Source organism: Bacillus sp. C28GYM-DRY-1, from assembly GCF_030519405.1.
GTDB classification, from domain to species: domain Bacteria; phylum Bacillota; class Bacilli; order Bacillales; family Bacillaceae; genus Bacillus; species Bacillus spizizenii_A.
The window spans coordinates 1-661 of record NZ_JAUMKF010000050.1; the positions used below are offsets into that span (position 1 = coordinate 1).

Consider the following 661-nt stretch of genomic DNA (forward strand, 5'->3'; position numbering starts at 1 on the left):
GTTTGGTGGCGATAGCGAAGAGGTCACACCCGTTCCCATGCCGAACACGGAAGTTAAGCTCTTCAGCGCCGATGGTAGTCGGGGGTTTCCCCCTGTGAGAGTAGGACGCCGCCAAGCAATTGCACGTCAGTGCAATTATGGAGGATTAGCTCAGCTGGGAGAGCATCTGCCTTACAAGCAGAGGGTCGGCGGTTCGAGCCCGTCATCCTCCACCATTTTGCCGGTGTAGCTCAATTGGTAGAGCAACTGACTTGTAATCAGTAGGTTGGGGGTTCAAGTCCTCTTGCCGGCACCACTTTTATATGGTATAATACTCAAGTCTCTTGTAAGAAGAGCCATTAGCTCAGTTGGTAGAGCATCTGACTTTTAATCAGAGGGTCGAAGGTTCGAGTCCTTCATGGCTCACCATTTTACGCGGGTGTGGCGGAATTGGCAGACGCGCTAGACTTAGGATCTAGTGTCTTTATGACGTGGGGGTTCAAGTCCCTTCACCCGCATTATATAGGATAACAGTCATTAAAACTGGACATCCTGTCTGCGGAAGTAGTTCAGTGGTAGAACACCACCTTGCCAAGGTGGGGGTCGCGGGTTCGAATCCCGTCTTCCGCTCCAACTATACCATCCACGCCGGGGTGGTGGAATTGGCAGACACACAGGACTT

5 tRNA genes and 1 rRNA gene are annotated in these 661 nt (G+C 52.0%); all 6 read left to right on the top strand.

The window, feature by feature from the left end:
• Position 1 precedes the first annotated feature (1 nt).
• The 6 genes from rrf (at position 2) to Q3W56_RS20575 (ending at position 612) form a co-directional block, all read left to right on the top strand.
• Positions 2 to 117 (top strand): 5S ribosomal RNA (gene rrf / locus Q3W56_RS20550).
• 22 nt (positions 118 to 139) lie between these two features.
• Positions 140 to 215 (top strand) — tRNA-Val (locus tag Q3W56_RS20555).
• A 4-nt stretch (positions 216 to 219) separates the two neighbouring features.
• A tRNA-Thr gene (locus Q3W56_RS20560) sits at positions 220 to 295 on the top strand.
• Between the two features lie 37 nt (positions 296 to 332).
• Positions 333 to 408, top strand: a tRNA-Lys gene (locus Q3W56_RS20565).
• A 6-nt stretch (positions 409 to 414) separates the two neighbouring features.
• Positions 415 to 497: transfer RNA gene (locus Q3W56_RS20570), tRNA-Leu, on the top strand.
• 40 nt (positions 498 to 537) lie between these two features.
• Positions 538 to 612: transfer RNA gene (locus tag Q3W56_RS20575), tRNA-Gly, on the top strand.
• The last annotated feature ends 49 nt before the right edge of the window (positions 613 to 661 follow it).